Below are 25,441 nucleotides of genomic sequence, written 5' to 3'. Positions count from 1 at the left end.
TCTGTAAGATATTATATGCACTAGTATCACCATTTTATGGTTGTTTTTATCTGTACGTATAAAGGATTATATAGTGCAAAAAAGAAGTATGAAAAAAATATCATTAAGCCTGTTAATATCAATAGTTACACTATTGTTGATGTTAACAATGGATGTCTTTATCTTCCGCTCGCTGCCGGTCTCCTTGGCTGTCTTTTCATTTTCTCCAGATAAAGAGGTTGCTAAAACGGAACATGGGCAACAGCTGCTAAATATAAAGTCTTTGTTGTTAACGGATCTTACGCAAGCTGAGCAAGCATTTATTCAATTTAAAGAAACCACGGTTCCTACTAGTTTATTACCTATTGAAAATGTATATCAAGCAATGATTGAAGAAGCAATAGCACAGAGGAAAGGAGATAAAGATAAGGTCGCTTTTTATCTAAATCAACAACTTAAACTTGCAGAACAATATGATTTTCAATGGTTAACATTATCAGTTCAAATTAGTCAATCAATAGAATTAGCTCGTAGTGGCAAGATTGAACGTGGATTAAATCTTATTTCAAATGCCCTGCAATTGGGAGAAAGCACCAAAGCAGATGCACTATTGTTAAAAGCATATAACACCGCAGGTGCGCTATACAATGCCTCGAATCAATTAAGTAAAGCTCAACACTATTTTTATAAAGGGATTATGCTTGCTAAGCGTCACCCAAGCAATATATATAATAGTAAATTACACAATAATCTCGGATTACTTTATGTTCATTTAGAGCAGTGGGATAGATCTCTTTACTATCTAAATAAAGCCGCTGAACTGTATAAAATCAGCGACAAAGTGGAAAACCACTCATTACAGATAATCTTGCTTAATCAGTCCTTTGTTTACTCCAAATTAGAGGATATGTTAAAAGCAAGAAACACTTATGAATCTTCACTTGAATATTATGAAGAAGGTTGGCATCCCTTTTATGATCTTCTTAAGCTAAAGGGCGAGGCTCGACTGAATTTATTGGAGGGCAACTATGAAGAAGCCGGACGAGTGGCTAGGCGTTGTCTTTCTCACCCAGCAGGTAACCAATTTGTTACTCAACAAGGTTTATGCCATCTTATTTATGGAAAAGCATTATTTGGACAGACTTATTATCAAGAAGCACTAGAGCAAGTAAATCTTAGCTTGGATATCTTTAATGAAGTTAAGCACGAAAGATGGCTAATGAGAACCTATTTAGTCAAAGTTGAGCTGTATGAAAAACTAGGACAGCCAGAAAAAGCTCTTCAAATCTACAAAAATTATTATTCTCAAGATAGAGAACGTTTATTGAACCAAGTGTATGAATTAGAAAACGATTTCAATATGCGTCAAATACAAGAAGAACGCGATTTTTTAGATATTGAGAATGAATTGAATATGCTACGGCTGAAAGAAGAACAAATACATTTTCGCATTGCTATACTATGGGTTGTTATTAGTATAATTGTCATTATTGTTGTTATTCATCGTATCCTGTCTGTGCGTAGTAAGAACATCGAGCTAGAGAACATTTCTAATATAGACCCTTTAACTGGTATTTATAATCGCCGTTTTTATAACGAGGAATTAGATCACCTTCGTATCTTAGACAGTGAAGCTGACTACTGTGTCGTAATAATGGATTTAGATCACTTTAAACAGGTAAATGACCAATATGGCCATGATGTTGGAGATGAAGTGTTAATTGAGACCAGTCAACGGATAAAAGCGTTAGTCGAGGATGAAGAGGTCTTTGTTCGCTGGGGAGGAGAAGAGTTTCTATTTTTAATAAAAGAAGATCAGCACCTTTTACAGCGAATAGAAAATTGTTTATGCGTGATGAATCAAACACCTTTTATTATTCGTTCTGGTGAATTATCTGTCACATTGTCTATTGGTGTTAGTTGCGCTCATCCCGTTAGCATTTTACAACAGAAGAATAATTCATTTGTAGAGGCGGATGAAGCATTATACAAAGCTAAACAAGAAGGGCGTAATAAAGCAGTATTTGCTAAAATATAGTATATACCTTATTAATTAACACCTAAGTGTGAGCCATACGACAGTTGCTCACACTTAGGTGTTTTTTTATAAAAATAAGTAAGCTAGTTTATAGGGATTAAAATTTTAATGTTAGATTCTAAAATGACCGAAAAAGAAAATATGCTTGCAGGCCTTCCATATGATGCATGGGATGAAGCCTTATTAAAAGATCGTATGAACGCGAAGGCGATATGTCATCAATTTAACTTAGCAGATCCTACTAAGCTAGATGAACGAATGCTTATATTAAAAGGCCTTCTTAACATAAAAGCCATAGCGCGCATATGGAGCCAAACTTTTTTTGTGATTATGGCTATAATATTGAGATTGGGAGCGACTTCTATTCTAACCATAATTTGACGATCATTGATGTTTGCAAGGTTACTATCGGAGATAATGTATTGATAGGCCCACACGTAATGATCTCAACAGGAACACACCCACTAAATCCTATCGAACGCCAAAGCACTGAATATGGTATTAGCATTCATATTGGAGATAACGTTTGGATCGGTGGTAATGTATCTATCTTACCAGGAGTAACGATTGGTAATAATTGTGTGATAGGTGCAGGTAGTGTAGTAACTCGTGATATTCCAGATAACTGTGTTGCTGTCGGTAATCCATGTCGTGTAACTAAATCAATCGAATAGTACGATTAATATAGAGATTGTATGATGAGTAAGAGTCACAATAAGTAGTATGGATAGTTTTTTTAGTAGTGAGATAATCCTTTCACATTCAACCTTTTTCGTTTTTTTTACCTTGTTACTTACAGGGGCACTTCATGTTCCTTTATTGTGTGGTAAAAACTTGTCGAAAGTTCAATGGAAGAAGGTTGATTATCTTTGGCCACTTGTAGCTGGTATTGGGTTAATGGGAACGGTATCTGAGGTAAGGTCGAGAGTTGCCAGTGATTGGGCTGAAACAGAGCATACTAGAGCAGTATTGAGCCTAGAATCGATTAATAATTTTACGACTACTCAATTGAAAAATGTTATTTGTTCTGGGGAGTCAATTATGAGTGAGCAGAATGAAGCTCAAGAATCTTGCGTGTGGTTTTTAGCGTCTGCAAAGTATTTACAATCGGTCAATTTTCTTGAACTTCCAAATATCACGTTTGATGATCTCCCAGCAATTACATTTGATCCTAATTTTATTGAATCGGATGTGATGTGGTTACAAGGAATGTTTGATAGCTACCAAAGTCAAAAACAGATTTATGAAACAACTTTATTGGAAACAAAGAAGCACCCACTAGAAAAGCTGTTTTGGTATTTAAGTCCTTATTTAATATGTTTTGCTATTTCAGTTCGGGTGACGAAGGTATCCGCTGAATTAAAGATGGAGAAGCAACTTGAGGCATCAAAGTAAAGTATTATGAAAGTCAGTGTACTTATACGTAATGTAATTATTGTTCATATGATGATGTTGTCAGCATTAGTATATGCAAAAGACAATAAGATGGTTATTCGTGATTGTTATATGGATCAAATTTTAGATACACCCATTACTTTTTTTATAGCGAAGTCAGTAAAGGAGAGGTATGCCCCATTTGTTGTTGAAGGGCATATTACAAGTTGGATAAAATTTTCGAATCAAGCCTTAACTAACTCTTGTATCCCAATGAAACGAACGTTGGCAGAAATCGTTTATCTAGATGAGATTGTTAATTCAGAATTTCAAAGCATCGATTTAGTACATAACTTACTAGAATACTTTCAACCAGAAAAAATTAATGCCTTATCACAAAATACACATCATTATTATGGTGTTGTTTTTGATATAGAAAACGTCAATTTTCACCCTGAAAAATGTGGTGAAACAGATGTCTCCTTATATCCGCAATTTTTTATTCTAGATATTGGATGTAAATCAACAGTTCTAGAGCATGAACTTGGACATCTTGCTTGGGCAAACCATGATATGGATACTCTTTCTGTACAATCAGAAGGAAGTGCTTTTGATTACGATAATTTTTTAGCGTTAGATCAGCAGCACAATATAAAACCATACTCTTACGGTTATCTTTGTGGTGGTAAGGGTACCGTTATGTCTTATGCTGAGGAATTACATCCATTCTATTCCACCCCAGACATTACCTACGGTGGAATTACTTGCGGAAATAAGCATTACGCCAATAATGCTGAAGTCTTAAGAGCTTATGCTTTGGAACACCTTGCTAAGAAGTAGTAATGCTAGAATGACGTCTGGGCAAGGCTGATTTATAGAAAGGCACAACCCATCTAAATTTCAGATGGTAACTAACTTTATCTATCATTTTTTGTTTATATAATACCGCTAATATTTAATTTTGGAGTTATATAATGAGAACTCGTTTTGATCGTATTCGTCACGCTATTTTATTTGAATTAATTGGTTTGGTATTGATTGTTGGTGTCCTAAGTCAGTTTGGCTTTGAAATGGGACATGTGGGTATTATGGGCGTTGTTTTCTCTGTGGTGGCTACGGGATGGAACTATGTCTATAACATTCTATTTGATAACTACATGATAAAAAGAACAGGCAGCACAGTAAAAACGACGATGAATCGTGTCATGCACAGTTTAGGTTTTGAAGGGGGATTATTGGTTCTTACTATTCCAGCAATGGCTTGGTTCTTAAATATCAGCTTAGTTGAAGCCTTTATTTTAGATATTGGTCTCGTTGTGTTTTATCTGTTTTATGCTTATATCTATAACTTGGCTTATGATAAAGCTTTCCCTATACAGCATAAAACTCAGTTAAAGAATGAGAACGTAACAATATAGTTTTATTTGGTTGGATTTAAATAGGGAGCCTAATTTAACAAGGAGTGAGAATGAGTCATAAATTGTCAGATTTTAGTGTGCATATTCCTATTGATCGTGAATTGATGGATTTTCAAAACCAAGTAAAAGAAAAACTCTATGATTTTAACCATAGCCGTCCGTCGCAAGACGTATTTAGACAAGCTCTATTGGATGATCTCTTAGGAAGCAATAAAGGAGTTACCATCATTCCTCCTTTTTATTGTGATATGGGGAAAAATATTCGCTTTAAACAAGGTGGTTTTTTAAACACAGGCGTCACTATTCTTGACCTTGCTCCCGTAACTATTGGTGAATACGTTCAAATTGGGCCTAATGTGGTCATTAGCACTGCCGGACATCCTTTTGATCTTGCTGAACGAGTGCTTCCTATTGCTACAGGTAATCCTATTGTTATTGGCGATAACGTATGGATTGGTGCTAATAGTGTTATTCTGGATGGAGTAACCATTGGTAATAGAAGCATTATTGGTGCGGGTAGCATAGTAACTAAAGATATCCCTTCTGACTGTGTTGCGGTTGGTAATCCTTGCCGTGTTATTAAGTCAATTTCTCATAGTAAGATGCCGACAGATGAAGAGTTAGACATCATGTGGGGCTCATTAATGGATTGTCATAATTAAAGATAGAATTAACAATTGTCTTTTTTTTAAACAACTTGTGTTATTAGTGATCACGATTGCATTTTGTCTTTATTAAATTTCCTAAACTGTAAAGTGACTAACTTGTTTTGGAGTACAAGTTAATAGTTAACATTATAAACAAGGAGGTAATCATGGATAATGTAGCCATAGCTCTACACCAACTAAATAGGGCAATTGATCTATATGTTAATGATCAAGATTTTGTAAGTACAATAACATTAAGTAATGCAGCTCAATCTTATTTTGTAAAGAGATGGGCAATAGAGAATCAAGCTAGAGCATGCGAAGATGTTATTTTTAACTCAAGCCATAGTCATGCTTCTCATTCTCAGACATATAATCATAAAATGGATATATATGTATCAATAACAGCAGAAGAAAGTCACGATGAGTGGGAGGCTAAAGCAGTTCAATCACTTATGTACTGTTGCGATAGCGTAATGAAACTGCATTTACCACGTAGTAAACAAGTATCTGACTTTGTTCGTTCCAAGAGTAAAATATTAGTATATTAACCCATCAAAGAAGCGTGCTCTTTTATTCCTCACGCTTCTTTAATTTAAGTGAAACTTTTTCTTTCACCCTAGCAATCATTTAATTTATTTCTACCCCTCCTAGCTCTTGTTTAGCGCCTTTAAATGGCCATTTTGAGCGATTTTAACTTGCTGTTTTTAAAGGTTTTATATTTATTGGTATTTATTAGAGATACTGATAGTCTTCTCTGACACGAATTAGAGAGGTTAGACATGGCTATATATAATGAAGTATTCGACAAAATAGATTTCTCACGCCAAGACTTAAGTGATTCGTATTATGAAGGGTGTAAGTTTTATTGTTGTAATTTTAGCCGCGCAAACCTTAGAGACGCTCGATTTGTTGACTGCGCCTTTATTGAACAAGGTGCAATTGAAGGTTGTCACTTTGACTATAGCGATTTACGAGATGCTTCGTTTAAAAATTGTCGCTTAACGATGGCTAATTTTAAAGGCGCAAATGGATTCGGAGTAGAGTTCAGAGATTGCGATCTTAAAGGGGCTAATTTTGCTCAAGCTAGTTTTGTAAATCAAATCAGCCATCAAATGTATTTTTGCTCTGCTTATATCACGGGTTGTAACTTGTCTTATGCAAACTTTGAACGTTTGTGCATTGAAAAGTGTGATTTATTTGAGAACAAGTGGAACGGTGCTAATTTGCAGGGAGCTTCATTTAAAGGATCTGACTTATCTCGTGGTTCATTCTCTGAAGACGTATGGGGGCAATTTAAAATACAAGATGCTAATTTGTGTCATTGTGAATTAGAAGGCTTAGATCCTCGCAGAGTCGATTTAACGGGCGTTAAAATTTGTGGTTGGCAACAAGAGCAATTATTAGAACCACTGGGTTTAGTTGTTTTACCTGATTAATAGGAGAGTGCGATGAGTAATTTGTTTACAAACCTTCCTAATGATCTCAGCAATGAGGTATTTACTGATTTAGTGACAAGTCATTCAGTGCGTATAGAGAGAATAGTATCGTCAGGTCAAAGCTCTCCTGAATCTGGTTGGTATGATCAAGATGAGAATGAGTGGATTTTAGTGCTTGAAGGTTTTGGTTCTATTTTATTTGAGGATGGAACTGAGAGAACGTTAAATAAGGGGGATTATTTAACTATCCCTGCACATCAAAAGCATAAAGTGAGTAAAACGGATCCTGATAATTTAACGATTTGGTTAGCGGTCTTCTATTGAATAAATGAAGGTTCTTACATTTGGGCTTTTAATCGTTTACTCTATCTTCTCTATTAATAGTACGGAACAAATATAATGACTCAAACACTGACTATTGTTGCAAGAATTGAAGCACAAGAAGGTAAAGCGGAATTTGTTAAAGCAGAAATGCTTAAGTTGCTTGAACCAACACGTAAAGAAGTTGGTTGTATTCAGTATGATTTACATCAAGACAATGACAACCCGTGTGTATTTGTATTCCATGAGCAATGGGAGAGTGAAGCTCTTTTACAAGACCATTTAAATACGGCTCATATCGCTGAGTATGTAAAAGCGGTAGACGGTTCAGTCGCTTCATTTGTTCTTAATCGTATGACGAAGCTTTAGTACAGATTAAACACCAACAATTTATTAGATGCACCAAGCTTATTGTATAGCTAGTAAGTCATAAATAAAAAGCCACTCACGTATTATCATGAGTGGCTTTTTTATATTTTATATTTTATGTATTTATCAGTATCGACTCCCTTAGAAGGAAAGGAAGATACCTGCAACTGTTGCGCTCATTAAGTTTGCTAATGTTGCGGCAAAGATAGCTTTCATCCCTAAGCGTGCAATATCAGGACGGCGACTTGGTACTACGCCACCTAATCCACCCATTAACATGGCAATAGAGGTTAAGTTTGCAAAGCCACATAAAGCAAAGGTAACGATAGCTTGAGAATGCTCACTTAATTGGTCTTTTACTGCCATTAAGTCAGCAAAGGCTACAAACTCATTAATCGCGATTTTCTTGCCAATTAAACTTGCTGCAACAGTTGCTTCTGACCATGGCACACCGATTAACCATGCAACAGGGGCAAATAGGTAACCAAAAATAAGATCTAAGCTTAAGTTTTCAAAACCAACTAACATTCCTATCTTATGTAATCCACCATTAACTAGGGCAATTAAGCTAATAATAGCCAGTAAGCTTGCACCTACTGCGAAGACAATTTGTAATCCATTTAATGCACCTTGTGAGGCAGCATCAATGATATTTACAGGAGCGTCATCTACGACATCATCTTCGTATTGATCTGCTTCGTTAATGTCTTCGGTTTGTGGGACTATTAATTTTGCCATCATCAAACCTGCAGGAGCCGACATAAAGCTAGCTGCGATTAAGTAACGTAATTCAACGCCTAAACCTGCATAACCTACCATTGTGCCACCAGCTACAGAGGCTAAACCACCAACCATAACGGCAAACAATTCAGAACGTGACATTTTAGCAAGGAAAGGACGAACAACTAACGGTGCTTCAACTGAACCAACAAAGATATTAGCGGTTGCTGACATTGATTCTGTACGAGTTGTGCCAAGGAAGCGTTGTAAACCGCCACCAATAATTTTAATGATCCATCCCATTATACCTAAGTAATAAAGAACAGAGATTAATGCAGAGAAGAAAACGATGGTAGGCAAAACGTTGACGGCAAAAATAAAGCCTAATTTGTACTGAGCTAAATCACCAAAAAGGAATTCTGTGCCTACACGTCCATAAGCAATAATGTCTGAGACAGCCATGGAGATACTATTAAGGATAGTTTGGCCAATTGGCACATAGAGGATGAATCCGGCAAATAATAGCTGAATTAAGAACGCGCCTAATACAGTGCGCCATTTGATGGCTTGTCGGTTTTCTGAAAAAAGAAACGCAATCGCGAATAGGCAAACAATGCCTAAAATACTGACCAAAAAGTTCAAGGTCAAACTCCAATAGTATTTAGTTAATGATTGCGGGGGTATTCTAGTCAAAAATAAAAGTGTGACAAGGATCAAAATGTTATTGAAACTACATAGCCATAACAAAAACAAGGTAATTTGTTTATAGTTCCATCAATAACAGCCTGATTGAGAGCTTTGTCACGTATGAGAGAGTCAGTTGTTACTATATGGGATAATTAAGCCAATTATTTACAATCATTATCCCTAAAGTGTGGTGGTTTTTTACCGACTTATGTAATTAATAATGATTAAAAAATTGATTAGGTAGCCATTACACATTATCAATCTTCTCTGCATTAATGTGGTGGCGGACAAACTCCATAAAGATGTGTACTTTTTTGGCTAAGAATTTACGACGTGGATAAACGGCATAAAGAGGCATTGATTGATTTAATTCCCAATCAGGAAGAAGTTGCACAAGTTTACCACTTCGTAATTCATCAGAAAGCAGATAAGTCGCAATATAGCCTATACCATTACCTGATACGGTCGCGTTACGAATTGCATCGGCAGAATCAATTCGATAATTCCCTGACACTTTTATTTGTAGATTCTCATCTCCCTTATGGAAACCCCACACATTATCTTTACGCTCACGGCTCATGTAAGTTAGGCAGTTATGCTTTTTAAGATCGTAAGGGTGATAAGGGATCCCATGTTTAGCAAGATACGTAGAGTTAGCGACAAGCACAAAATGACAATCAATAAGATGTCTTGCTACAAATCCTTCGGGAGGGGAATCCATCACACCTATCCATAAGTCTAATTGCTCTGCAATCACATCAATCTTATGATCAAACAAAGTTATCTCTATATTGAGCTGTGGATAGCGCTGATGAAGCTCAGATAAATATGGCAATATGTGATTGGTTGCAAAAGACTGTGCGATACCAACACGTAACTTACCATTTAGTGTATCGATATTAGAAAGCAATTCGTTTTCAGCTTCGTTAATCTCATCGGCGATATTGGCACAATGCACAGCGAATGATTGACCTGCTTCAGTAAGGGAAAAAGAGCGTGTAGTTCGTTGAACTAACTGAACACCTAAACGCTCCTCAAGAAGCTGAATTTGCAGGCTAACTTGTGTTCTCGAGATATCTAGAAGCTGAGCAGCCTTGGTAAAGCTTTTCTGCTGGGTGAGCGCATTAAACACGATCATTTGTTTGGCTTGCTTTAACATAGGCTTCTCTATTGGTAACTTTAACAGTAAAAAGAACGCTTCTATTGTAATAGAGCGATTGAATTGAATAAAGTGAGTTGTGTCTTTGTTTTAAGTTATCTATTGAAAGTACATGGTTTTTTCATGGTAAAGTTTACCTATAAATAAGAGCAGTTAAGGATGATTGAATGTTATTTCCATATAAGAATATTGTTATTTTAACAGGAGCAGGGATCTCTGCTGAATCAGGAATTCAAACGTTTCGCGCAAGTGATGGCCTATGGGAAAATCATCGAATTGAAGACGTAGCGACGCCTGAAGGTTTTTTAAAGGATCCTGACTTGGTTCAGACCTTTTATAATAAACGTCGTGCTCTGCTAAAAAGTGATGAAATCCAGCCTAATACGGCTCATAAAGCGCTCGCTAAGCTTGAAAAAGAGCTCGATGGCACGGTTACTGTTGTGACGCAAAATATTGATAATTTGCACGAACGTGGTGGCAGTTCAAATGTGATTCATATGCATGGTGAATTGAATAAAATACGTTGTGAAGAATCGAATCAAGTGATTATGTGTACAGATGATATTCACACAGGCGATCTCTGTCATTGTTGTCAGATCCCCGCACAATTACGACCTCATGTTGTCTGGTTTGGTGAAATGCCATTAGAAATGGGAAAAATTCATGATGCGCTAAATAAGGCGGATTTGTTTATTTCTATTGGCACATCTGGCTCAGTCTATCCTGCTGCGGGTTTTGTGCATGAAGCAAGACTTCATGGTGCACATACTATTGAGGTTAATTTAGAACCAAGTGCTGTTGATGATGAGTTTGAAGAGAAGCGTTATGGTAAGGCTGGGGTGTTAGTTCCTGAGTTAGTGTCTGAATTATTAAAGTAATAGCCATATATCAGCTAATATATGGCTATTAATTAATGACTTATGCCCAGGTACATGTATTTGAATTTGAGTCAAATACTTGTCCTACCGAGCATTGTTGAATATAAGTAATTTCGTTAAAGCACTGATAAAATCTTGCAGGATTTGTAGGGTCGGGATAATAGCCATCTAACTTCCCAGCACAAAAACCTGCATTAGCACTAGTCATAGCACTAATACTTAATAAGCCTAAACCAACTAACAACTTTTTAAATGTAAACATAATATATCCTTTTATTATTTTGAGATGAAAAATATCTCAAAATAAATCTAGTATAATATTTACAGAGTTCAATGTTAGGTAAACAAGTTGTTATGTTTTGCGCATAAAAAATGCAAGCCTTGAAAGTGCTTGCATTTATATGTGGTTATATTACATATCTACTTTTAGACGTTGGAAGTATTCGTCGTAAAGCGCACTTGCTTCACCAACTTCATCTTGCCATTCGCCTGAATCCATTACTTTTTGTGGTGGGAAGATGTTTGGATCATTAGCAAACTCTTTTGGAAGAAGAGGGTATGCTGATTTAACTGGTGTTGGATAACCAATTTCTAATGCAATTTTTGCTGCATTTTCAGGGCGAAGTAAGAAATCCATCATTTGATGAGCTGCATCTACGTTTTTAGCGCCAGCTGGGATCGCTAGGCTGTCCATCCAGAAGATAGTGCCTTTGTCAGGCCAAACGATTTGAATGTCAGCGCCTTCTTCACGAGCCATGTAAGCTGAGCCATTCCAAAGCATACCAACGCTTGTTTCACCCGCTAAATATGGGTTTGCTGGGAAATCAGAGTTAAATACTAATACGTTTGGCATTAGTTTTTTAAGCTCTTCATAAGCGGCTTTGATTTCATCAGGGTTGGTTGTATTTGCTGAGTAACCAAGTTTTGTTAAAGCGATGTGGAACACTTCACGTGAGTCATCCATCATCATTAACTGACCCTGCCACTTTTCATCCCAGAAATCATTCCAAGAGTGAAGTTCATTCGGGTTCATCATATCAGCATTAACACCGATACCTGTCGCGCCCCAAATATAAGGAATAGAATAGTTGTTATTTGGATCAAACGGCTTATTTAAGTAGTTTGAATCTAAATCTTTAAAATGAGCCAGTTTTGTTTTATCAATTTTTTTTAGCATGCCTTCTTTGCGCATTTTAGACACAAAGTAAGTTGAAGGAACAACTAGATCATATCCTGAACCTTGAGTTTTTAACTTAGCGTACATGCTTTCGTTAGACTCATAAGTCGAATAATAGACTTTAATACCGGTTTCTTTAGTGAAGTCTTCTAGTACTTCATTAGGAATATATTCTGACCAGTTATAAAAATAGAGCTCTTTATCTGCAGCTTGTGCATTACCAGCGATTAAGGCTGCAGCGCACAGTCCTGTAGAGACGAGAGTTGTCCACTTTTTCATTTCCTTCTCCTATTAAGATGAGGGCATTTCAACAAATAATTATCTATTATAGCAATTTTTGAGACTGACTTCATGGCTTTATAAATCAACACCTTGCCTTATGTCAATTAACCTTGATAAATCAGCTGGTTGAAGGCTCAGGATATAACAGATAAAAAAATAGCAGCGATAAACGCTGCCATTAATTAAGGTCAGTAAAGGGTTAGGTTACTGTCCGGCTTTCAGTTTTAAGAAGTACTCTTCGTATTTCACAGTCATGTCACCAACAGCAGATTGCCATTCAACACGATCAAGATCTTCTTGAGATGGGAATAGTGGGGCTACAATCTTTAAATTTTTCATTTGCTGCTTTAACCGCAGTTAGATAACCAGTATCTTGAGAAATACGCTCTGCGATTTCTGGGCGAAGTAAAAAGTCGATCATCTTATGTGACGCTTCTACATTTTTTGCTCCAGATGGAATTGCAAAGTTATCAACCCAACCAATCCCACCTTCTTTAGGGAAGATCAATTTGATTGGTAGGCCTTCAGCTTGTGCAGCCGCAGCAGAACCATTCCAAAGCATACCAAGACCAACTTCGCCAGCCATATAAGGTGCAGCAGGGTTGTCTGAGTTAAATACTAATACGTTAGGCATTAGCTTTTGTAGCTCTGCGTATGCTTCATCAATTTCTTTTGGATTAGTTGAGTTACCTGAATAACCTAATTTACGTAATGCAATGTGGAACACTTCGCGAGTGTCATCCATTAGCATTAATTGGCCTTCAAACTCTGGGTTCCAAAGGTCGCTCCAGCTATTAAAATCGTCTGGATTATACATTTCAGTATTTACGGCAAGACCTGTAATAGCAACTACGTGTGGGATAGAATATTCATTCTTTGGGTCGAATGCTTTATCTAGGTAGTTTGTGTCTAAGCCATTAAAGTTTGAAATTTTTGATTTATCAATTGGTTGTAGCATTTTTTCATCACGCATTTTTGCTACGAAGTAAGTTGATGGAACAACTAGGTCATAGCCTTTATTATGCGCTTTCATTTTTGCGTATAAAGTTTCGTTCGACTCATAAGTAGAGTAGATAACTTTAATACCAGTTTCTTTAGTAAATTCTTCTAAAATATCACTGTTGATGTATGGTCCCCAGTTCATGAAAACCAATTCATCATTTTCTTTTGCGTTAGCAACATTCATTGTTAGTGCTAAAGCACAGGCGGTTCCAGTAAAAAACGCAGCCATTTTGTTCATTAATAGACTCTCCATTAGAGTGATAAAAAAGAAGACATGTCGAACAAAAGGCATGTCTTCCAGAGTCATTGTTTGTAATAAACAATTGATTTTAATTTGTATAAATCTTATTTAATCTTTTCTCTTGCAAGTAATTGAGATAGTACAACTAAAGCAAGTGAAACAATTAACATTACGGTTGCTAGGGCATTCACTTCAGGTGAAATCCCCACTTTTACCATTGAGTAAATCTTCAGTGGTAAAATTTCGTAAGTTGGACCGGTTACAAATGAGCTAATAATTACGTCATCAAGAGATAAGGTAAAGCTCAGTAACCAGCCAGCAGCAACAGCTGGTTTTGCTAGCGGTAAGATAATCTGTTTTAGAATTACCCATTCACTTGCACCAAGATCTCGTGCTGCTTCTAGCATTTTTACATCAAAGCCTTTTAAGCGACTGTATACTGTTACAACTACAAATGGTAGACAGAAAGTAATGTGAGCAATTAATAAGGTTAAAAAACCAAGTTCAAAACCGATTACAAGGAAAATAGCCAGTAATGAAATTGCCATTACGATATCTGGTGACATCATTACGATAAACAGCAGACCATTAACGAATTTTTTACCTTTAAACTGATAACGGAATAGGGCAACTGCTGTTAAGCTACCAATGATGGTTGCTGCTGTACCTGAAATCACCGCAATAGTGATTGAGTGCCAAGCCGCTTGCATTAAGCTGTCATTATTTAATAACGCTTCATACCATTTAGTAGTGAAGCCGCCCCATTTCATGCCAAATTTACTTGCGTTAAATGAGTTTGCAATCAATACGATGATTGGTAGGTATAAGAAAATATATACCAAGCTCATAAAACTTAATTTTATAGTGCGTCCCATTAATTTAGATCCGCCTTTTTATTTAATAACTTGCCTGCACGGTAGTATGCGTACAGCATCAATGCCATTGCTAAGGTTAGGGCAATACTGGTTGCTGCACCAAATGGCCAGTCACGAGCATTAAGCACCTGACTCTTAATCACGTTACCAATTAATAGGTTTTTCGCACCACCTAATAGATCAGAAATGTAGAACATTCCTAATGCAGGTAGAAGTACTAACAGACACCCACCGATAATGCCTGGCATGGTTAGTGGTAAAACAATCTTCCATAACGTTTGAAGTTTGTTTGCACCTAAGTCACGGGCAGCTTCTAAATACGTACCATCCAATTTTTCAATGGCTGAATACAGTGGCAAGATCATAAAAGGCAATAGGATATAAACTAAGCCGATCATAACTGCACTTTCTGTATACATAATACGGATTGGTTTATCAATTATATCCATTGCGATTAAGCTTTTATTCAAAATACCTTGTGTACCTAACACTATTTTTAACCCGTAAGTTCGGATCAATGAGTTAGTCCAAAAAGGAATAATAATTAAAAACAGCATGAATGGACGCCATCTATCAGGCATCTTTGCAACGATGTAAGCAAATGGATAACCCACAACTAAACATATTAACGTTGCAACAATGGCCATATAAAATGAGTGCCACAGTACTTTTGCATATAAAGGATCAAAAAGACGTAGATAGTTATCCATCGTAAACGTCATTTCAATTAAATTTGCTTCATCACGAGTTAAGAAACTGGTGCCAATAATCATTACATTTGGAATGAAAACGAACAGCAGTAACCAACTAACAATAATTGTGATGATGATATTTTGGAGATTAAACTTCTTGTTCATCTGCTAACACCACTTCCCAGCTTTCAACCCAAGTAATTGCTACTTTTTGACCTAAAGAGTGATCAACATCTGGATCATCTTCATTAAAGAACTCACTGATCATTACTCTCATACCTGAATCTAATTCAAGTACAGAATCTAATGTCATCCCTTTGTAGGTACGTTCACGAACGTAGCCTGTGATGCCTTTAGTATCTGATTCTTTAATTTCTTCAAGTCGTAAATCTTCAGGACGCAGTAAGACTTGTACTTTATCACCTGGGTTGACATCCAGATCACAGTAAACAATCGCTGACGTGTCTTCGATTTTAGCTTTAATGCGCTTTTCATCAAGACGTTCTAGCACAGTGGCTGCGAACACGTTGATTTCACCGATAAAGCGAGCAACAAATAAGTTCTTTGGCTCTTCATAAATCTCACGAGGCGTTCCGTCTTGTTCGATAATACCATCACGCATAACGATAATGCGGTCTGACATCGAAAGGGCTTCTTCCTGATCGTGAGTTACAAAGATAAAAGTAATACCCAATTGACGTTGTAATTGTTTAAGCTCAATCTGCATTTGTTTACGTAATTTGTAATCAAGAGCAGATAAAGATTCATCTAATAGTAGAACCTTCGGCTTATTTACTACTGCGCGTGCAATAGCGATACGTTGCTGTTGTCCACCAGATAACTGATGAGGTTTACGATTTGCCATTTGTGCTAGTCGAACCATCTGTAACGCTTCAGTTACACGAGGTTCAATTTCATTACTTGGCACATTTTGCATACGTAGACCAAACGCAACGTTTTCAAATACCGTCATATGTGGGAATAGGGCATAACTTTGGAATACGGTGTTCACATGCCTCTGTTCTGCGGGTATTGACGTTACATCTGTCGAATCCAGTAAAATTGTTCCTGCATCTGCGGTTTCAAAACCTGCGATCATGCGTAACACTGTGGTTTTACCACAACCTGATGGCCCGAGAATTGTTAAAAATTCACCGTGATTTACATCTAAATCAAATTTAGAGATCACTTCTTTGCCATCAAAGCTTTTTGAAATGCCTGTTAATTTAATAACGGCTTCTTTTTCGGATTGTTGTGTAACGTTCAATGTCTTTTTATCTCCGCCTTGGGTAGTGATACCGCGCTTAGTGTTATGAATGTAAGATGGGATTTCGGGCGCATAATAGACCCCAAGTTACGATATTCAAAGTGTTTTTTATTTGATAATTTAGTTTTTTTTGAAATGTGTTATTTTTTAATCAGTTAGTGTATCTAAAATCAGCATAATTATAGACTAAGTTCAGTGATGTTGTCGTGTTTGTTACAATTTAACTCGCCTGTTTTCAACAGATTAGTGAATTTATTTTTTTGATTACTGCACTGTGAGGTCGAAAGCCGTATAATCGACTCATGTTTTATTGTGGTACACAGAAATGAGTGATCAGTTAAAAGAAAAAACGTTTATCCTTGGTGGGAGCATTGAAAAAGCAATGTCTGGAGATGTTGAGCTAAGCCCTGTTGGCGTGCTTCAAGAGGCGTGGCAAAATACAGTTAAGCATTTTTTCACATTTTCACCTGCAATTTTATTACTGACATTTACATATATGGCAGTGTTCTTTATTGCGTTGCAAGTTCAACTTGGTGATCCTGCAATATTGTTTCAAGCTTTTCTTGGCGAAACTGAGCTAACGACAAACATATCTTATGCTGCATTTGTAGCAGGGCTAAGTGCTCAAGTGATTGTTTCTCCATTGACTGCTGGCGCTAGTTTAATGGGAATGAGTCATGCTGCGGGATTAAAGTGCCGTTCAAGTTATATTTTTAAAGGTATTGCCTCTGCCGGTATGGTTGCATTAGTAACAATTCTTTCTGAAGTTTTACAGGGCTTGGTTAATATCTATTTACCGATGGTTGCTCTTTATCTTTCAATGGCCTTTGGTTGTGCCATTTTATTAGTTTGTGAGAAAAAGCTTCCGCCACTAAAAGCATTGTTATATTCCTTTAGAGCAACAAACAAAAAACTGACATCTATGTTACTTATTCATGTAGTAATTATGCTTGCATTGGTGTTTGGGATTGCGTTATACGGCGTTGGCTTAATTGTGGTTATGCCGTTTATTTTTAATGTTAAGGGTATTATTTATCGTAATATGTTCGGTGTTACATTAAAAGTTCTGGTTAAAGAAGGTGAAGATACGGATGATGATGATAACAGCGAAAATGGACGAAAAAATAAAGATGTTCAACATGATACCTTCAACGCGTGAATTTAATTATGATTAAAAAAATAATGATGTTATCAACCGTATTGATAATTACAGCTTGTACACCAAAGGAGCAAGCGCCTGATTTTAAAGCTTTTACTGATGTAAAAGAGAAAAAAGCGGCTTTCTTTAACTTTATGTATCCAGCGGTTATTTCTGAAAATGATCGAGTAAAAGAAGAGCGTGAGTTCTTAGAGTCGTTAGTGATGAAACTAGATAATGACACTGACGTTTCTTCTAAAGAGTTAAAGAAAGCAACTGAATTATCTGTTTTGTATAAAGAGACGATGACTGATTCTGGCATTACGGCTGAATGGATCAATACAATGCTTGTTAAAGTTGACTATATTCCAGCTCCGCTTGTATTAAGCCAAGGAGCGAATGAATCTGCATGGGGAACTTCTCGTTTTGCTCTTGAGGCAAATAACTACTTTGGCCAATGGTGTTACACTAAAGGCTGTGGTGTAGTTCCAAGTAAGCGTAATGAAGGGGCTGCTCATGAAGTTGCAAAGTTTGATTCATCACAAGATGCGGTTCACGCGTACTTTATGAATGTAAATCGTAATAATGCATATGCAGAACTTCGTATTATTCGAGCTAAACTACATAGCTCTCCTGAAGCATTAACACCAGAACAAGAAGCGAATGCATTAGCAAATGGACTTATTCGTTACTCTGAGCGTGGCGAAGCTTACGTTGAAGAGATCCAAGCGATGATCCGACATAATAGTCAATATTGGAGATAAAATGAAAAAATGGATTGGTGCGACAACGTTGTCACTGTTGTGTTTGGCGTTACCAGTTAAAGCTGAGCAGTATCGTTTTACATATTCGAAACTGTATTACCAGTTAAAAGTGAATCAGAAAGAAGGTCATGATAACGTTCGCATGGCGCTGTTTTTTAATGATTCACAAACAGGTAAAGCGTGTCATATAACAAAAGCATGGATGGAAAAAGAAGAGCATTACGAGGAATTTACGATTCCAAGTAGTCAGGAATTACCTCTTCCAATTGATGACAATCTAAAATCAGCCAATCCATTGGTTTATATTCAAACAGAAGAAGGTAAGCAATGCGATATTTCGATGGAAGTATTAGCAGATAAATCATTATCTGGTTCTGTCAGCTTTAATGAACTGGCTTTATTAACGACCGAAATGGATGCGATGCTTTCAGATATTGGTGGGATGTTCTCTAAATATTTCATGCCAGATGTTGAAGGGGTTCGCTTTGTTTTTAGTGACAATGTAACGTCACCAATTAAAGCATCTGATGGTACGATCATTCCTGTAGAAAATGCTAAAGCGACGATTGATCTTAGAAAGTTTAATGAGAGCGTTTCTTTTGAGTTACCAGCAACAGCATTGAAAGTAACACCATGGCTTGTGAAATAATATCAAGTTATACCAATTGGTTTTAGTTTATTAAATGCATAAAAAATGGCGCTACTTAATGATTAAGTAGCGCCATTTTTATTGTCTGTAGTTATATCAACAAGACTATTGAACGTTAACGACATCTAGTTGAAGCGATGGGTCAAACTCAGTAACTGCATCGTCACTATCGACAGTTTGAGCTGGCATCTCTTCTTTATCGAAACCGATATCACCACCATTAATTACACCAGAGTCACGGTTAATACTCTTAAAATCAAACGTGTTAAAATCTGCAAGGTGGCTTGGAACTACGTTTTGCATCGCAGTAAACATCGATTCAATACGCCCTGGAAATTGTGTATCCCAAGTATTTAGCATTTGCTTGATATTTTGACGCTGCATATTCGGTTGTGACCCACAAAGGTTACAAGGAATAATAGGGTAGTTAGCCATATCAGCGTATTTGATAATGTCTTTTTCACGACAGTAGGCAAGCGGACGGATAACAACGTGCTCGCCATTATCAGAAACTAGCTTTGGTGGCATACCTTTTAGCTTGCCGCCGTAGAACATATTTAAGAACATCGTTTCTAAAATATCATCGCGGTGGTGACCAAGTGCAATTTTAGTTGCGCCTAGTTCTTTCGCTGTGCGATATAAAATACCACGACGTAAACGTGAGCATAAAGAACAAGTCGTTTTACCTTCAACCAGTTTATCTTGAACAATCGAATAGGTATCTTCTTCTACGATCTTGTATTCAACACCTAGTTTTTCTAGGTACTCTGGTAAAATTTCCGAAGGAAAGCCAGGTTGCTTTTGATCAAGGTTCACTGCGATTAGATCAAATGAGATAGGCGCACTTTTCTTTAAGCCCATAAGAATATCAAGCATGGTAAAGCTGTCTTTACCACCAGATAGACAAACCATGATACGGTCGCCATCTTCAATCATATTGTAATCAGCGATTGCATTGCCTGTATTACGACGGATTTTCTTTTGAAGTTTATTGAAATTGAATTGCTGCGCTTTGGTTAATTCGCTCATTTACTTACTCTAACCTAGTGATGAAACTGATAAGGCGGGTATTATACCCAATCAAGATCAATAAGCGAGTTTCCACAAAGATTATTTTGAGACAGAAAGTTGAGGGCGAATAAATAACCCTCAACTTGATTAGGTATGATTAGGGTCTAGTGGGCTTATGTAGCCATCTGGTTTTAATGCCAAAATATCACTATTGAGTAGATCTAATGTGTTTTCAGCAGTATTACCAATGAATATTGCAGATAAACCTGTGCGTCCTGTTGTTCCTAATATTACCAGTGCTGCTGAAAGCTCGTCTTCAACTTCAGAAATAATCTCTTCTGTTTGGCCTTCATAAACATGAGTTTGCTCTTCAGGGATCCCATGCTGCTGTCGTAGCGCTTTCATTTGAGTTAAATGGTGGCCTCGTATCGCGTCTTTATATTGAATCGCATCAAATTCAGGTAGTTCGACATGAATCGAAGGTGGAGTGGACGGATAAGCATTTACTAAGTGTGGTGTTGAGTTGAGTATATCAGCAAAATATTTTGCTTCATCAACCATTTTATCATTGAGCTGCAAATGTGAAGGGTTTTCAGAACCGACATGGACAGAGGCTAGAATATTACCATGTTCAGGCCATGCTCTTTGTTTTACCAATAAAACAGGAATGGGTGATTTCCTTAAAAGGTGCCAATCGGTAGGAGTAAAAAATACAGTTTCTAACTTTGGATGTTGGCGTGTGGCCTTGACCACTAAATTATAATTGTCATTAAAAATCTCATGGATAATAGCTTCATAAGGCCGATTATGCCAAACTACTTTTGCGGTAATCGTAATATGTTCAGGGTATTGGTATTTATTAATAAGTGCATTTAATGCCTTCTCTTTTTGAGAAACAACGCCATTTCTCATTGCATTTCTCTCATCAGCAGAAAGCATCGATGTCATTTCATAAGAAAAGTCATAAATAGCACAAAATAGAGTGATATCAGATGATTTTGTGCTGCGTTTAGCTATTTCTAGCGCACGGCTTAATGCTGGTTGTTCATCCTGATCCAGTATTCCAGCAACTAATATTTTACGATAGCGGTTCATACTAACCTCCCTTGGTAAAACCAATTCATAAAATCATTCTGTGTATTTACTGTAGCAGTTTGTGGATAAAAATGGGGGAGGGAGATGTAAAAAAGTGAGATACATCAAGAGATATACCTCACTTTAAAGATTTTAATTGATGCGGATTATTTAACTTCTTTTGCTGAGCCAGCAAGTTCAGCTAATGCATCATGATCATTGATCGTAATGTATTTACCTTTAACCGTTAGCATCTCTGTTTTTTGGAATCGGCCCAATAAACGACTGATAGTTTCAACAGTTAAACCTAAGTAGTTACCAATATCACCACGAGTCATGGTTAAACGAAATTCTCTTGGAGAAAAACCACGCTGGTGAAAACGAGTCGATAGATTGTATAAGAAAGCAGCTAGACGTTCTTCTGCATTTTTCTTAGACAGTAACAAAATCATTTCTTGATCGCCTTTAATTTCATTACTCATTAAACGCATGATTTGTTGACGTAGCTTTGGCATCTTACCTGATAGGTCATCAAGGATTTCGTATGGGATTTCACAAACCATTGATGTTTCTAGCGCTTGAGCAAAGCTTGGATGTTCAGCGTCAGTGATAGCATCAAAGCCAACAAGATCGCCAGCTAGATGGAAAGCGGTAATCTGCTCATCACCTTGCTCTGTGATAGTGTAGCTTTTAATCGTGCCTGAACGAATCGCATATAATGAACGTAACTCATCACCGGCTTTAAATAGTTCTTGGCCTTTTTGAATCGGTTTTTTACGTTCAATAATTTCGTCAAGTTGATCTAATTCTGATTCATTCAAAGTAAATGGAATGCATAATTGACTGATACTGCAATCTTGGCAGTGAATGGCACAACCACCTGATTGAATTCGTTTGCTTGCTGAGTTATCTGACATCATCTGATTCAATGCTCTTATAATTGATATATGTCAATTTTAGCACTAACCAGTACCAAAGTGGTAGCATAAAAACAAAAGTATGCAAAAATTTATAATTAAATTAATTGTTGTAACGCAATATAAACGGTATGAATTCCATAGCTGAGTAACAAAGTAGCACTTATGCTTTTGGTTAATTTATGATTTATTAATGTATGAAAGGTGTGTGCACCAATACCAACTAAAAACATAGCCGGTAATGTTCCAAGTCCAAACGCTAACATAATTAAAGCACCGTTGAGCGCTCCACCAGAAACCGCCGCCCAGCTTAAGGTTGAATAAACTAACCCACAAGGTAACCATCCCCATAGGAATCCAAAAGGAATGGCATGAAATGGTGTTTTTAAAGGAAGCAAGGGCTTAGTAAGAGGTGAGATGTATTGCCAGAGTTTTTTGCCAATGATCTCAATATAAACAAGGCCTTTCCACCAATTAGCAATATAAAGAGCAAGTAGGCACATGAGTAATCCAGCAAAGATACGCAAGTAAACTAACGCACTATAACTTTGAGATGTTGAAGCAATAGATACAAATAACCCTCCGATTATAAAACCAAAAGTTGAATACGAAACTATTCTTCCAATATTATAGAGAAGTATAAACATCCAACGAGGGTAGTCCGTTTTAACTGAATTCATTGAAATAACCGCTGGAAATGCCACCGCACATACCAATGCAGTGGCCGGCTCCCATTAATCCAACAAAAAAAGCGCCGATAAAATCAATGTTCATTTTTTTCTTTTTTCTTTTTTATTGGCGCTTCTTCATCAAACAAAATTTCTGTTCCTTGACGATCAAGATCTTCAAATTGGTCACTTTTTACTGCCCAAATGAAAACAGCAACAGCGACACACACCAACATAATAGCGATTGGAATTAATAAATATAAACTAGCCATTTTCTTTTAATAACCTAAGAGAGTTCGACACAACAATAATAGAACTTCCAGACATGCCTACAACAGCAATATAAGGAGCAACTAAACCCATAACTGCTAACGGTAATATAATGGCATTATAACCTAAAGCCCATGCTAAGTTTTCACGGATAATTTTACGAGTTTTCATCGCTAGCTCTCTAGCTTCTATCAGTCGAGATAAATTATCACCAAGAAGGATCATATCTGCAGAGGCTTTGGCAACATCAGTTCCTGAACCCATTGCAATTGATAAATGAGCGCCAGCAAGGGTAGGTGCATCATTAATGCCATCACCTACCATTAAGCTCACTTCATGCTTTGGTAATGATTTTAAATAATCCAGTTTTCCTTGCGGTGTTGCTCCGGAAATAACTTCATCAATGTTCAAAGCATTAGCCACTTTCTCTACCGATGAGCTACTGTCACCAGTTAACATCGTCACTTTAATGCCTAAATTATGCAGTGATTGAATTAAGGCCTGGCTTTCTTGACGAATTGGGTCATCTAGAGAAAAAGCAGCAACCGCTTGTCCATTTTTGGATAACCACACTTGATAATCCTGATGATTTTCTAATTTGCAATCTTGTGCAGCAAAGGCCTTATGACCAATTTTCCATTCATCATTACCAATAAACCCTTGTAAACCTGACCCAATGATATTTTCAACTCTATCAAAGTGAGTTTGAGTTGAATCTCTGTATTGTGAGAAAGCACGTGCAATGGGGTGATTAGCAAAAGATTCCATTTCAGCGGCTATCATTTTTGCGGTGTTTTCTGACATCTCAGTAAAGGAATGAACTTGAGTTAATCGAATATTTCCTTCGGTTAACGTGCCTGTTTTATCAATAACTAAGCGATTCACTTTGCACAATGTTTCTAATACATGGCCACGACGAAGCATTAGTCCAAGCTGTGCTAATCGAGAGGTTGAACAGGTAATTGCTGTTGGTGTCGCTAATGATAATGCACAAGGACAAGTAGCAACAAGAACTGAAAGCATGATCCAAAAAGCATCGTCTGGCTTTGTTTCGTGCCAGTAAAACCAAGTAAATGCAGAGATGATTAAAATACCAGCCACAAAATAACGAGCAACCAAATCTGCAATTTCAGCAACTTTAGGTTTGGACATTTGTGCTTCATCTTGAAGCTTAACAATGTTTGATATCAAAGAATCGGCTTTGGTTTTGGTTACTTTTATTGTTAAGTTTCCATCACCATTTATGGTACCAGCGTAAACAGGGTCGGTTTCTTTTTTTGCTACCGGCATTGATTCGCCAGTAAACATCGATTCATCAATCGCGCTGCAACCCGATATCACAATACCATCTGCTGGTAGATGTTCTCCCGGTGGAACGATTACGGTGTCATCAACATCAAGTGTTCGAGCTGGAACCTTCTTACCAGATGATAATGTAGCCATTACAGGAATTAATTTTAATAGGTTACCTGTGATTGCTGCGGCTTTTCGACGCGCGCGCATTTCAAGAAAGCGGCCTAATAATAAAAAGAAGGTAAACATGGCAACAGATTCAAAGAAAACTTCGCCACTTTCTGTCACGGTTGCAACAACACTAGCAAAATAAGCAAATAACATCGCAATTGATACAGGAACATCCATTCCTAATGTTCTTGCTTTTAAACTGCGCCACGCATTCATATAAAATGGCAGAGCAGAGTAAAGCATAACTGGCGTTGCAAAAACTAAGCTTACGTAACGTAGGTAATTTCTAAACTCGGCATCAAGATCACCAAAAACTTCAAGATATAAAGCAACGGCAAGCATCATAACTTGCATCGTCGCTAAACCTGCAACACCTAAACGATATAAGTACTGCTTCATTGAGCGGTGATATTCTTCTTCTTGTTTATCAGCTTCAAATGGAGCAGCTTTATATCCTAGTTGATGAATAAGAGTAAGAAGGGTACTTAATTTAGTTTCTTCTGGATTCCAACTTAACAATGCTCGATGCGTAGAGGTGTTCACTTTTATTTGATGAATACCTTGTGCATTAGCAAGCTGTTTTTCGATTAACCAAGCACACGCAGCACAAGAAACGCCATCGAGTGACAGTGTCACTTCTTTGAAGTTATCATTGGTACGTATGAACTCTTTTTGAATCTCATTATGATCATAATGAGCTAAGGCTTTTAGTTGTTCTGGGACTAAATCTGCTTTATCGGCAGGAGCCGTACGATATTGATAATAAGAAGATAGGCCGTTTTCAACGATAGTTTGCGCTACTGATTCACAGCCTGGACAACACATATCACGAGTTTCACCTAAAATATCGATTTGAAAACTAGAGCCTGAAGGTACAGGCTCACTGCAGTGATAACAATCCTTCGACATATGGTTTACTTA

26 protein-coding genes and 3 pseudogenes are annotated in these 25,441 nt (G+C 37.0%); 15 read left to right on the top strand and 14 right to left on the bottom strand.

Features of this window, described 5'->3' with window-relative positions:
• Positions 1 to 73 precede the first annotated feature (73 nt).
• From ACU5DF_RS11660 to ACU5DF_RS11615, 10 genes and pseudogenes are all read left to right on the top strand, one after another.
• Complete coding sequence (locus ACU5DF_RS11660; protein ID WP_446712976.1) at positions 74 to 2,017, top strand: tetratricopeptide repeat-containing diguanylate cyclase; 1,944 nt, start codon at positions 74 to 76, stop codon at positions 2,015 to 2,017.
• Positions 2,018 to 2,140: 123 nt separating this feature from the next.
• Positions 2,141 to 2,691, top strand: a pseudogene (locus tag ACU5DF_RS11655) (sugar O-acetyltransferase).
• A 160-nt stretch (positions 2,692 to 2,851) separates the two neighbouring features.
• Positions 2,852 to 3,412 carry a hypothetical protein gene (locus ACU5DF_RS11650; protein ID WP_446712975.1) on the top strand — a complete coding sequence of 187 codons (561 nt, stop codon included), beginning with the start codon at positions 2,852 to 2,854 and terminating at the stop codon, positions 3,410 to 3,412.
• A gap of 6 nt (positions 3,413 to 3,418) precedes the next feature.
• Complete coding sequence (locus ACU5DF_RS11645; RefSeq protein WP_446712974.1) at positions 3,419 to 4,231, top strand: hypothetical protein; 813 nt, start codon at positions 3,419 to 3,421, stop codon at positions 4,229 to 4,231.
• 134 nt (positions 4,232 to 4,365) lie between these two features.
• A complete protein-coding gene (locus tag ACU5DF_RS11640) occupies positions 4,366 to 4,809 on the top strand; it encodes a PACE efflux transporter (RefSeq protein ID WP_446712973.1) in 444 nt (147 codons plus the stop codon).
• Between the two features lie 50 nt (positions 4,810 to 4,859).
• A complete protein-coding gene (locus ACU5DF_RS11635) occupies positions 4,860 to 5,471 on the top strand; it encodes a sugar O-acetyltransferase (protein WP_446712972.1) in 612 nt (203 codons plus the stop codon).
• Positions 5,472 to 5,623: 152 nt separating this feature from the next.
• Complete coding sequence (locus ACU5DF_RS11630) at positions 5,624 to 6,007, top strand: hypothetical protein (protein ID WP_446712971.1); 384 nt, start codon at positions 5,624 to 5,626, stop codon at positions 6,005 to 6,007.
• A 231-nt stretch (positions 6,008 to 6,238) separates the two neighbouring features.
• Positions 6,239 to 6,895 carry a Qnr family pentapeptide repeat protein gene (locus ACU5DF_RS11625; protein ID WP_446712970.1) on the top strand — a complete coding sequence of 219 codons (657 nt, stop codon included), beginning with the start codon at positions 6,239 to 6,241 and terminating at the stop codon, positions 6,893 to 6,895.
• 12 nt (positions 6,896 to 6,907) lie between these two features.
• The gene (locus tag ACU5DF_RS11620; RefSeq protein ID WP_446712969.1) at positions 6,908 to 7,219 is read left to right on the top strand and encodes a cupin domain-containing protein; all 312 of its coding nucleotides are present in this window, start codon (positions 6,908 to 6,910) and stop codon (positions 7,217 to 7,219) included.
• A gap of 75 nt (positions 7,220 to 7,294) precedes the next feature.
• On the top strand, positions 7,295 to 7,585 hold the full coding sequence (locus ACU5DF_RS11615; protein WP_446703938.1) for a putative quinol monooxygenase: 291 nt from the start codon (positions 7,295 to 7,297) through the stop codon (positions 7,583 to 7,585).
• A 141-nt stretch (positions 7,586 to 7,726) separates the two neighbouring features.
• On the opposite strand, the gene ACU5DF_RS11610 is transcribed toward ACU5DF_RS11615, so the two are convergent.
• Complete coding sequence (locus ACU5DF_RS11610; RefSeq protein ID WP_446712968.1) at positions 7,727 to 8,947, bottom strand: NupC/NupG family nucleoside CNT transporter; 1,221 nt, start codon at positions 8,945 to 8,947, stop codon at positions 7,727 to 7,729.
• Between the two features lie 292 nt (positions 8,948 to 9,239).
• Positions 9,240 to 10,151 carry a LysR family transcriptional regulator gene (locus ACU5DF_RS11605; RefSeq protein WP_446712967.1) on the bottom strand — a complete coding sequence of 304 codons (912 nt, stop codon included), beginning with the start codon at positions 10,149 to 10,151 and terminating at the stop codon, positions 9,240 to 9,242.
• Between ACU5DF_RS11605 and ACU5DF_RS11600 the strand changes: the two genes are divergently transcribed.
• Both ACU5DF_RS11600 and cobB read left to right on the top strand, forming a co-directional pair.
• Positions 10,108 to 10,218, top strand: a complete 111-nt coding sequence (locus tag ACU5DF_RS11600) for a DUF3894 domain-containing protein (protein WP_446712966.1) — start codon at positions 10,108 to 10,110, stop codon at positions 10,216 to 10,218. The genes ACU5DF_RS11605 and ACU5DF_RS11600 overlap by 44 nt on opposite strands.
• Positions 10,219 to 10,318: 100 nt before the next feature.
• A complete protein-coding gene (gene cobB, locus ACU5DF_RS11595; protein ID WP_446712965.1) occupies positions 10,319 to 11,029 on the top strand; it encodes a Sir2 family NAD+-dependent deacetylase in 711 nt (236 codons plus the stop codon).
• 40 nt (positions 11,030 to 11,069) lie between these two features.
• Here the strand turns inward: cobB and ACU5DF_RS11590 are convergent, their stop codons facing one another.
• The 6 genes and pseudogenes from ACU5DF_RS11590 to potA form a co-directional block, all read right to left on the bottom strand.
• Positions 11,070 to 11,291 (bottom strand): carbohydrate-binding module family 14 protein, encoded by a 222-nt coding sequence (locus ACU5DF_RS11590; RefSeq protein WP_446712964.1) that lies wholly within the window; start codon positions 11,289 to 11,291, stop codon positions 11,070 to 11,072.
• Positions 11,292 to 11,441: 150 nt separating this feature from the next.
• Positions 11,442 to 12,485, bottom strand: coding sequence for an extracellular solute-binding protein (locus ACU5DF_RS11585; RefSeq protein ID WP_446712963.1), 1,044 nt, complete (start codon positions 12,483 to 12,485; stop codon positions 11,442 to 11,444).
• 207 nt (positions 12,486 to 12,692) lie between these two features.
• Positions 12,693 to 13,728: pseudogene (locus ACU5DF_RS11580) on the bottom strand (extracellular solute-binding protein).
• Between the two features lie 107 nt (positions 13,729 to 13,835).
• Complete coding sequence (gene potC / locus ACU5DF_RS11575) at positions 13,836 to 14,606, bottom strand: spermidine/putrescine ABC transporter permease PotC (RefSeq protein WP_446712962.1); 771 nt, start codon at positions 14,604 to 14,606, stop codon at positions 13,836 to 13,838.
• A complete protein-coding gene (gene potB / locus ACU5DF_RS11570) occupies positions 14,606 to 15,463 on the bottom strand; it encodes a spermidine/putrescine ABC transporter permease PotB (RefSeq protein WP_446712961.1) in 858 nt (285 codons plus the stop codon). The genes potC and potB overlap by 1 nt, the downstream gene beginning before the upstream one ends.
• A complete protein-coding gene (gene potA, locus ACU5DF_RS11565) occupies positions 15,447 to 16,565 on the bottom strand; it encodes a spermidine/putrescine ABC transporter ATP-binding protein PotA (protein ID WP_446712960.1) in 1,119 nt (372 codons plus the stop codon). The genes potB and potA overlap by 17 nt, the downstream gene beginning before the upstream one ends.
• A gap of 325 nt (positions 16,566 to 16,890) precedes the next feature.
• Here potA and ACU5DF_RS11560 point away from each other — a divergent pair, with 325 nt between their 5' ends.
• Genes ACU5DF_RS11560 through ACU5DF_RS11550 form a run of 3 tightly spaced genes read left to right on the top strand, consistent with a single transcriptional unit; the run spans position 16,891 to position 19,116 of the window.
• Entirely contained in the window at positions 16,891 to 17,724 is an 834-nt protein-coding gene (locus ACU5DF_RS11560) for a DUF2189 domain-containing protein (protein ID WP_446712959.1), read from the top strand.
• Positions 17,725 to 17,732: 8 nt separating this feature from the next.
• On the top strand, positions 17,733 to 18,467 hold the full coding sequence (locus ACU5DF_RS11555; protein ID WP_446712958.1) for a glucosaminidase domain-containing protein: 735 nt from the start codon (positions 17,733 to 17,735) through the stop codon (positions 18,465 to 18,467).
• Between the two features lies 1 nt (position 18,468).
• Positions 18,469 to 19,116 (top strand): DUF2987 domain-containing protein, encoded by a 648-nt coding sequence (locus ACU5DF_RS11550; protein ID WP_446712957.1) that lies wholly within the window; start codon positions 18,469 to 18,471, stop codon positions 19,114 to 19,116.
• 105 nt (positions 19,117 to 19,221) lie between these two features.
• Here the strand turns inward: ACU5DF_RS11550 and ttcA are convergent, their stop codons facing one another.
• The 6 genes and pseudogenes from ttcA to ACU5DF_RS11520 form a co-directional block, all read right to left on the bottom strand.
• Positions 19,222 to 20,145 (bottom strand): tRNA 2-thiocytidine(32) synthetase TtcA, encoded by a 924-nt coding sequence (gene ttcA, locus ACU5DF_RS11545; RefSeq protein WP_446712956.1) that lies wholly within the window; start codon positions 20,143 to 20,145, stop codon positions 19,222 to 19,224.
• A gap of 129 nt (positions 20,146 to 20,274) precedes the next feature.
• A complete protein-coding gene (gene uspE / locus ACU5DF_RS11540) occupies positions 20,275 to 21,222 on the bottom strand; it encodes a universal stress protein UspE (RefSeq protein WP_446712955.1) in 948 nt (315 codons plus the stop codon).
• 146 nt (positions 21,223 to 21,368) lie between these two features.
• Positions 21,369 to 22,121 (bottom strand): fumarate/nitrate reduction transcriptional regulator Fnr, encoded by a 753-nt coding sequence (gene fnr, locus ACU5DF_RS11535; RefSeq protein WP_045102072.1) that lies wholly within the window; start codon positions 22,119 to 22,121, stop codon positions 21,369 to 21,371.
• Positions 22,122 to 22,216: 95 nt separating this feature from the next.
• A pseudogene (locus tag ACU5DF_RS11530) lies at positions 22,217 to 22,892 on the bottom strand (sulfite exporter TauE/SafE family protein).
• Positions 22,882 to 23,058 carry a cbb3-type cytochrome oxidase assembly protein CcoS gene (ccoS, locus tag ACU5DF_RS11525; RefSeq protein WP_446712954.1) on the bottom strand — a complete coding sequence of 59 codons (177 nt, stop codon included), beginning with the start codon at positions 23,056 to 23,058 and terminating at the stop codon, positions 22,882 to 22,884. The pseudogene ACU5DF_RS11530 and the gene ccoS overlap by 11 nt, the downstream one beginning before the upstream one ends.
• Positions 23,051 to 25,429, bottom strand: coding sequence for a heavy metal translocating P-type ATPase (locus ACU5DF_RS11520; protein WP_446712953.1), 2,379 nt, complete (start codon positions 25,427 to 25,429; stop codon positions 23,051 to 23,053). The genes ccoS and ACU5DF_RS11520 overlap by 8 nt, the downstream gene beginning before the upstream one ends.
• Positions 25,430 to 25,441 lie beyond the last annotated feature (12 nt).

This window comes from Aliivibrio wodanis, assembly GCF_052920805.1.
Note: the sequence above shows the minus strand (reverse complement) of the source record. Positions and strands in the feature narration are given on the sequence as shown.